Genomic DNA, 7,750 nt, shown 5'->3' with positions numbered 1-7,750 from the left:
ACCAGCAGAACCGCCGGAGATCCCAGGACGACCTGGATTCAGCTACGTGTCCATGGGGAACTACGTCTTCGAACGGGAAATCCTTGAAGGAGCCCTTCTGGAGGACGCCTCCATACAGCAGACGAGCCACGACTTCGGCCGGGACATCATACCAAGGCTCGTGAACCGCTCTAGGGTTTTCGCCTATGACTTTTCCACGAATGTCCTTCCCCCCCCGCCTGGCCATCACTGGCGAGAGGACAAACCATACTGGCGTGACGTAGGAACAATCCAATCCTACTGGCAAGCCCACATGGACCTTTTAGAGGTAGATTCGGAGATGACCCTCTACAACCCCAACTGGCCAATTCGAACCGTATCCTTCGCTGATCCTCCTGCTTTCACCCATCCTTCGGAGAGCTCCGACTATGAAATCTCCAACACACTGATCGCTGAGGGAAGCCGAATCCTGGGAGCCAGAGTCAATCGGTCGGTCCTCTCCCGAAACTGCATCATCCTCCCGGGCGCTCAGGTAGACGAGTGCGTCATCGGTCAAGGAGTGGTCATCGGACGGAACTGTCGGCTGCGCCGTGCCATAATTGACTCCCACAACGAGATTCCCAGCGGAACGATCATCGGAGATGATGCTTCGACGACCTATGCCCCAGGGCCCTCGGGCATCACCACTGTAGCTATGCCGCAGATGCGCCTCCGAAAAAAACAGGAGCTTTCCCAAGACTCCGAGGGATGGATAACCTTCAGTTAAGGCATTCGACGGGCCGATCTCTCCGAACCAGTGGTTTGATATCGACCAGTGGGGTCCCGTCCAACATGTCAGGACCTCGAAAGGTAATGTCCATACCTTGAATTGAGACCACCTCCACCTCTGTCACGCCTATATGATTTGGCCGATGGGGGCTCCTGGTGGCAAAAACCCCCCGCTCTCCGTCAAACCAGGGGCGGTTCTCCGTTACATGGATTTCCTCGGATCGATGGAATAAAAAGAGAAAGAGTAGTCTCTCGTGACGCTCCAAACCCATCATGGCCCGAGCCCACTTAGGTTCCAGTACTGCTGTGGCCACCATTTCGGGACGATGGTGCCCTTGTCTGGGGATGTCCTCCGTCCTTTTGTAGGGAGACCGGATAATTCCTATGGGATCCAGTTCGTAGTAATCCATCATGGCTCTCCTTTCGGTACCACCAGCGGAATACCTCGATGGTTCACCAGCTCGACGGCTAAGCCATACACCCGCTGAATCACCGTCTCGGTCACCTCAGCCGGACGGCACCATGCTTCCACACTCCCGTCCCGAAGGAACAGACATCGATCAGCATACCGAAGGGCCCCGTTCACATCGTGGATTGTGGTCACCGCCGCCAGGCCATGCTCCTGAACTGTCCGCCGTAACACCTCCATGAGCTCAACCCTGTTTTTCATATCCAGACTGGCCGTGGGCTCATCCAGAAGGAGCACAGACGGATCCTGAACCAAGGCCCGTGCCACAGCGACTTTCTGACGCTCGCCGCCGCTCATTCGATCCAGAGTCCGAAGACGGAGCCCTCCGAGATCGAGGAGATCAAGAACGCTCTCCACCATAACCAGGTCCCGATCGGTGACGGTGAACCTCATATGAGGGCGACGCCCCAGAAGAACCGCGTCGAAAACTGTCATCCTTTGGGGGACTGTGTACTGAGGAACATAGCCCATACTCCGAGCCACCTGGTCTCGAGACATGGCCCCCACACGCCCTCCATCTACCCAAACGGCCCCCTCGTGAGGGACAAGGATGCCGTTGAGGCATCGAAGCAAAGTGGTCTTACCCACTCCGTTCGGCCCCATAACCGCCAGGATTTCCCCAGGGTCGACCGAAAAGGAGACTTCGCGAAACACCCATTTCTTCCCCCATCGGAAACCCAGCCCCCGAACAGAGAAGGTCATCGTCGTTTCCTCACAAGGAGCCACAGAAACGTAGGAGCTCCCAAAAATGAGGTAAGGACCGAAACTGGCAGCACGTGAGGAGCCACTATCTGCCGGGCTGCCGTGTCTGCCAGAAGGAGCAGGAGAGCGCCTGCAACTGCACTGGTAGGCAGAAGATACCGATGGTCATCTCCGATTATCCGCCGGACTCCATGAGGACAGACAAGCCCCACGAATCCAATGACACCCAGGCAGGCCACGGTCACCGATACCATCAAAGCCGAGACCATCAGTCCGACAAGACGAAGTCGAGATACGTGAACACCCAAACCGCGTGCCAGCTCATCTCCCGCCTCCACGGCGTTGAAGTCCCATCGACGCAGGAAGAAGTAGAGTCCAGCAGGAAGAAGGACCGCCACCATAAGCCCCAAGTCCGCCCAGTCGGCCCGTCCCAAGTCACCGAAACTCCAGAAGACCATGGCAGCAAGCTGGATATCGTCGGCGAAGTACTGCAAAATCATGGTCCCGGCCGTACAGAGAGATCCAATGGCAACCCCGCAGAGGACCATAGTCTCTGGAGACGCTCCCCGATAGGCCGAAACAGCCAGGATGACTCCCGTGGCCAGCATACACAGGATGAAAGCTCCCACAGCGACGATTCCGGGGCCCACGGACATCACGGCGTAGGGAAGGCGCTCGGAAAGCCCGTCCAGCACCATCACCGTCAGAGCAGCCCCGAAGGCTCCAGCGTGGGAGAACCCCAGGGTGAAGGGGGATCCCAGAGGGTTCCGGAGAATAGCCTGCATGGCCACTCCCGAGAGGGAAAGAGCGGCTCCTGCCACGACCGCTGCCATGGCCTGAGGCATGCGGATGTTCCAGAGGATAAGCCGATCCCGAACATCGCCCAACCCCACCAGTCCTCGAACGACCCGGATCAATGGGAGTCCCGAGGCACCTATCGACAGGGAGAGACAGAGGGCTCCCCCGGCGCACAGACACAGAGCCAGAAAGAAAAATCGTTTCCTCCCGAGATATTGACGGTAGGCTGAGGAAACCTGGCTTCTGGTAAGATGCACCCGGTTTCCTCAGCGTCCCAGTTCGAGTCTCTGAAAAACCCTGCCGTCAAACCTCTCCTCCAACCTTTTGAAAACCGGCTCACCCACCAAAAACCGATAGATATCGTCGGCCTTGGCCGATACATCTACGTCGGCGAACCGCTCTGGGAAGAGGACTGAACCCACGAAATAGGCATCGGCAAGGATGTTACCAAAATTCTGGCTGTACCAGTTATAAGGGAGCACCCCGTAAAGCCTCCGGTTTTTCACCGCCGACAGTTCAGCCCACAGGGGATCGTCTCGAAGCTCAACCAGGGCTCCTCCGCCGGAGGCCGTTAACGTGGACAGATCCACGAAGATCACCTGAGGATCCCATCGAAGAAGAGCCTCCCGATCCACCATAGCGTGCCTGGCTTTAGCTCCAGATCCCTGAGCCGCCACGTTCTCTGCCCCGGTAAAGAGGAAAGGTGGATACGTCGGTTCGGTGGACAAAAGCCCATGGGGCCCCCTAAAACCGATGCCCCCCACGTAGGTCGACGGTGCTTCATCGACCTCAGCGCTCCTCTTGCGAAGATCCTGAATAGATTCCCTGAAAAAGTCCACCACCTCCCGGGCCCGGGAGGAAACATCTGTCACCTCGCCCATGAGGGTCAAAGATCGGTAGAGATCCTCCCGACGGCTCACCAGGTTACCGTACTTCAGAGCGACCACCGGTATACCCGTCTTTGTCTGGAGGGATTCGGCCTCATCGCCAGTGCATCCTGTTTTGAATATCACCTGAGGTGCCGGGTTCAGAGAGAGAATAAGCTCGGGGTTATCGTTACCCCGAAATTCTCCGAAGAGAGGCAGATTCCGATACCTGGGCTGGGCCAGGGCATAGGGCCGGGCGTCCATCTTGTTCACTCGTTTCTCTATGCTGTCCACGGCCACCACCATATGGGAGACCTTCAGGTACGTGGCAAGCCGGAGGCACCCTGCCCCCGAGCAGATAATACGATCCACTCGGTCAGGAACCGTCACAAGCCGCCCAAGAGCATCGGTCATCGACCGAGCCCACGCTGCTCCTCCCCAAAGACAAAACAAAACTAACAAGGCTGCGATATATCGTCTTCTCACAATTGCCACTCCTCCCAAATGTGATGTCCTCCAAACAATAATAACACAAAAGAAGATTTTAGTAGTACCATAGAGTTCTCAAAGCTTGATAGACTACATTCGGGAGTGATAACCGTGGATCAATTGTTTGTCTTTCAAGGAGAAGCGGTTCTTATTGGGCAGGGAGAACTCCCCGACAATATCGAACTCATATCCCAAGGTACCGTTCCAGGGGTAGGGCAATGGATTGAGGTCTCAGCGCAAACAGAACTCCCGGGATGGGAGCCTGTTCCTCGACGACTCCTGTGGAATCGAGCAGGCCCAGAAGCTTTTGCCACCGCCAACAGACTCTACGCCCAGATGGACTGGAGCAAAAACAGCATTCACTGTGGCCGATGCGGCACAGCCACACGTCTGAGTGACGACGGTGCCATGGTCTGTGAAAGATGCGGACACCGTTCATATCCGATCATATCTCCGGCGATCATCGTCGCAGTTGAACGAGAGGGAACGATCCTCCTGGCCCATAACGCTGCCTGGCCGTCGGGACGATACAGCATCCTGGCAGGTTTCGTCGAGTTGGGTGAGAGCCTGGAGGACGCTGTTCATCGAGAAGTCAGAGAGGAAACCGGCATCGAGATATCCGACCTTCGATATTTCGGCAGTCAATCCTGGCCCTTTCCCCGATCACTTATGGTCGGCTTTCATGCTCGATGGCTCTCAGGGGAGATCACTGCGGACGGACTGGAGATCACTCACGCCAGTTGGTTCGCCCCGGAAGAGCTCCCCCAAATCCCTCAAAGCCCCAGTATCTCCCGACAGCTCATCGACGACTTCACTGATCGATGTCAGCGCTCTCGAGAGCCATGATCTGCTCCATATCCTTATCACCTCGTCCTGAGAGATTGGCCAGAAGGATCTCGTCCCGATCCATCTCAGGCAAGCGCTTCATGGCGTACGCTAGTGCGTGAGCACTCTCCAGGGCAGGTATAATGCCTTCGGTTCGGCACAGGAGGTGAAAGGCCTCCAAAGCCTCTTTATCGGTGACGGACACGTAGGAGACCCGACCGCTGTCCTTGAGAAAAGCGTGCTCTGGCCCCACTCCGGGATAATCCAGCCCAGCAGAGATGGAGTATACGGGGGCGACCTGTCCGTCAGAATCCGTCAGCACGTAGCTTCTGAAACCGTGTAAGACTCCGGGAACCCCAACCGAGAGCGTAGCGGCGTGCGCACCGCTCTTAAGACCTCGCCCGGCAGGCTCCACACCGGTGATGCTGACCGACCCATCGTCCAGGAATCCCGAGAAGAGCCCGATGGCGTTGCTCCCCCCACCCACGCAGGCTACGATCTCGTCGGGAAGCCTGCCCTCACGCTCCAGCATCTGCTCTCTGGCTTCCGTCCCTATGATCTGCTGAAAATAGCGTACCATGGAGGGATACGGATGCGGCCCCACTGCAGAACCCAGAAGGTAGAAAGCCTGGGGATCCGCTACGTAAGCATCCAGGGCGACATCGACAGCATCTTTGAGTACTCCCTGCCCCCGGGTAACGGGGACAACCGAGGTACCCAAAAGTTTCATGCGGTGCACGTTGGGTGCCTGACGCTCCACATCCAGAGCTCCCATGTACACCACACAGTCCATGCCCATGAGAGCTGCCACTGTAGCCGAAGCAACCCCATGCATCCCGGCCCCCGTCTCGGCGATGAGCCTGGATTTCCCCATTCGTTGCGCCAGCAGCGCCTGCCCCACCGCGTTGTTGATCTTGTGGGCCCCGGTATGGTTCAGATCCTCCCGCTTGACAAACAGCCGCCCACCTCCTAGCTTTCGACTCAAGTTGACACACTCGGTCAGGGCCGACGGACGACCTACGAACTCCCGAAGAAGCCGGACATACTCTCGTTCAAACTCCTGATCGGCAGCGGCAGCTGAAAAACCCCGAGACAGATCGTCCAAAGCCCCCTCCAACATCGGTGAGACGAACCTCCCGCCATACGCCCCGAAATATCCCTCTCGTCCCCCGGTCACGGTAGCCTTCAACATGATGACATCTCCTCTCTTTTTCTACGGTAAAAAACGACGCAGGGCCCTCCCCAAGGGGAGCGGCCCTGCGTTCGTACAAAAAGGGCCGCAGCGGACGGGTCCTCGTCCACCGCGGCCCAGACAGCCGAAAAGAGCGGTGGACCTAAGTCCACCACCAGAAGAGCATAGCATTGTGAGTGTTCAATATCGCCTGCACGGGCTCCTCACGGCCTTTCTATAAGACTATAAAAACCGAAAAAAATCATACCACCCAAGGGAAGGGAGCGTCAAGCACGTTCATGAGATATGATTCAGGAGAAGTTTAAAAGGGATTCTCCGCTTGGAAGGTTTGCCTTCCAAGCAATTCGATCCTTGCAGAAAAAGTCCTGAAAAAATACCATAGAGAAGCCTATACATAGCGCTACAAGACACCCTCGATAGCCGCGACATCTGACATAATATTTTAACGAGGAGGACTTTTGAGATTATGCAAGCCCAAAGTACTATTCGACACCAACTTGAGAGCGCTCAAAAACTCCGTGAGATCGTTGAGGCCATGACTTTTGCTCATCCGGTTATAGGAGTCTACGATCCCCTGGATTATGCGTGGAAGGGCTTTGAGGCCTACGTACAGCGCTACGGTCATGGCCCCAAGCGCGTCCTGTTTTTAGGCATGAATCCCGGTCCCTGGGGCATGGCTCAGACAGGAGTGCCCTTTGGCGAGATTACGACCGTTCGAGACTGGCTCGACATAGAGGAGCCGGTAGGGCACCCCGATGACGAGCATCCGAGCTACCCTATTCAGGGGTTGGACTGCCATCGATCAGAGGTGAGCGGACGGAGGCTATGGGGACTGTTCAAAGAACGCTTTTCCACACCGGAGGAATTCTTTAAAGATCATTTTGTGGTGAACTACTGCCCACTCTTATTTCTCGTAGAGTCAATCCGAAAAAACGGTGTCACCGGAGCCAGAAACCTGACACCTGATAAGCTCCCAGCATCGAAACGACGGGAGCTCTTCGACGCCTGTGACGCGCACCTTCGGACTGTCACGAAGGCACTAAACCCTGCTTGGATAGTAGCCATAGGGACCTTCGCTGAAAAACGAGCTATAAAGGCCTTCGGTCCCACCGGACCGAAGGTGGTGCGAATCCTTCACCCCAGCCCAGCATCGCCTATGAGCAACCGAGCCTGGCCGGAGAAGGTCACCCAATGCCTCCAAGAAAACGGTGTATGGCCCTCAAATCTGATTTCTTGAGCATACAGGATTATGAAAAAAGCGACGGCTATCGACAGGGGGTATTGGGCGAGATGAGAGCAGCAACTACAGGAGAGCCGCCACTGCAGCTACGGATTTTCTCAGGAAGTTGATTCGTTCCAGGGCTCAGGAGGACCCTGCTAAAAGAGACCCCTAGAAACCTACATCCGAGTCTCACAGATTCAGGTCGTTCCGCCAGAGTCCTGTCTCGCCCGTGTGCGAATCCGCCAGAAAGCCTGACCTTTCCCCTCATTTAGAGGATAGAGGAATACATAACACAAAACTCCGTCAGGAACGGAGTTTTGTTACTTTCTCTCAACCTCAGAAGAGAGATTAAATTCTGAATTGGCGGACCTGGGGGGATTCGAACCCTCGACCTACGGCTTAGGAGGCCGTCGCTCTATCCTCTGAGCTACAGGCCCATT

8 protein-coding genes and 1 tRNA gene are annotated in these 7,750 nt (G+C 56.2%); 3 read left to right on the top strand and 6 right to left on the bottom strand.

Annotated features, from left to right (window positions below; genetic code table 11):
• Positions 1 to 745: glucose-1-phosphate adenylyltransferase (gene glgC / locus CSA35_00450; GenBank protein PIE55559.1), on the top strand; the 745-nt coding region annotated here is incomplete at its 5' end.
• On the opposite strand, the gene tsaA is transcribed toward glgC, so the two are convergent.
• The 4 genes from tsaA to CSA35_00430 are packed head-to-tail and all read right to left on the bottom strand — an operon-like array spanning position 738 to position 3,996.
• Complete coding sequence (gene tsaA / locus CSA35_00445; GenBank protein ID PIE55555.1) at positions 738 to 1,160, bottom strand: tRNA (N6-threonylcarbamoyladenosine(37)-N6)-methyltransferase TrmO; 423 nt, start codon at positions 1,158 to 1,160, stop codon at positions 738 to 740. The two genes, glgC and tsaA, sit on opposite strands and share 8 nt — an antisense overlap.
• Positions 1,157 to 1,918 carry an iron ABC transporter ATP-binding protein gene (locus CSA35_00440; GenBank protein ID PIE55554.1) on the bottom strand — a complete coding sequence of 254 codons (762 nt, stop codon included), beginning with the start codon at positions 1,916 to 1,918 and terminating at the stop codon, positions 1,157 to 1,159. The genes tsaA and CSA35_00440 overlap by 4 nt, the downstream gene beginning before the upstream one ends.
• Positions 1,915 to 2,973 carry an iron ABC transporter permease gene (locus tag CSA35_00435; GenBank protein PIE55553.1) on the bottom strand — a complete coding sequence of 353 codons (1,059 nt, stop codon included), beginning with the start codon at positions 2,971 to 2,973 and terminating at the stop codon, positions 1,915 to 1,917. Before CSA35_00435 ends, CSA35_00440 begins: the two co-directional genes overlap by 4 nt.
• Before the next feature lie 9 nt (positions 2,974 to 2,982).
• Positions 2,983 to 3,996: an iron ABC transporter substrate-binding protein gene (locus CSA35_00430; GenBank protein ID PIE55558.1), complete on the bottom strand. Its 1,014-nt coding sequence runs from the start codon at positions 3,994 to 3,996 to the stop codon at positions 2,983 to 2,985.
• A 225-nt stretch (positions 3,997 to 4,221) separates the two neighbouring features.
• On the opposite strand from CSA35_00430, the gene CSA35_00425 reads away from it, so the two are divergent.
• Positions 4,222 to 4,917 (top strand): NAD(+) diphosphatase, encoded by a 696-nt coding sequence (locus CSA35_00425; GenBank protein PIE55557.1) that lies wholly within the window; start codon positions 4,222 to 4,224, stop codon positions 4,915 to 4,917.
• On the opposite strand, the gene trpB is transcribed toward CSA35_00425, so the two are convergent.
• Positions 4,883 to 6,088, bottom strand: coding sequence for a tryptophan synthase subunit beta (gene trpB / locus CSA35_00420; GenBank protein ID PIE55552.1), 1,206 nt, complete (start codon positions 6,086 to 6,088; stop codon positions 4,883 to 4,885). The two genes, CSA35_00425 and trpB, sit on opposite strands and share 35 nt — an antisense overlap.
• Positions 6,089 to 6,554: 466 nt before the next feature.
• Between trpB and CSA35_00415 the strand changes: the two genes are divergently transcribed.
• Positions 6,555 to 7,325 carry a single-stranded DNA-binding protein gene (locus CSA35_00415; protein PIE55551.1) on the top strand — a complete coding sequence of 257 codons (771 nt, stop codon included), beginning with the start codon at positions 6,555 to 6,557 and terminating at the stop codon, positions 7,323 to 7,325.
• Between the two features lie 346 nt (positions 7,326 to 7,671).
• On the opposite strand, the gene CSA35_00410 is transcribed toward CSA35_00415, so the two are convergent.
• A tRNA-Arg gene (locus tag CSA35_00410) sits at positions 7,672 to 7,747 on the bottom strand.
• Positions 7,748 to 7,750: the final 3 nt, after the last annotated feature.

This window comes from Dethiosulfovibrio peptidovorans (genome assembly GCA_002748665.1).
In the GTDB taxonomy this organism is placed as follows: domain Bacteria; phylum Synergistota; class Synergistia; order Synergistales; family Dethiosulfovibrionaceae; genus Dethiosulfovibrio; species Dethiosulfovibrio peptidovorans_A.
Note: the sequence above shows the minus strand (reverse complement) of the source record. Positions and strands in the feature narration are given on the sequence as shown.

Excerpts from the sequence above, each read along its gene's own strand:
- tsaA (PIE55555.1), bottom strand. The coding sequence starts at position 1,160 with ATGATGGATTACTACGAACTGGATCCCATAGGAATTATCCGGTCTCCC.
- CSA35_00440 (PIE55554.1), bottom strand. The coding sequence starts at position 1,918 with ATGACCTTCTCTGTTCGGGGGCTGGGTTTCCGATGGGGGAAGAAATGG.
- CSA35_00430 (PIE55558.1), bottom strand. The coding sequence starts at position 3,996 with ATGACCGATGCTCTTGGGCGGCTTGTGACGGTTCCTGACCGAGTGGAT.
- trpB (PIE55552.1), bottom strand. The coding sequence starts at position 6,088 with ATGTTGAAGGCTACCGTGACCGGGGGACGAGAGGGATATTTCGGGGCG.
- CSA35_00415 (PIE55551.1), top strand. The coding sequence starts at position 6,555 with ATGCAAGCCCAAAGTACTATTCGACACCAACTTGAGAGCGCTCAAAAA.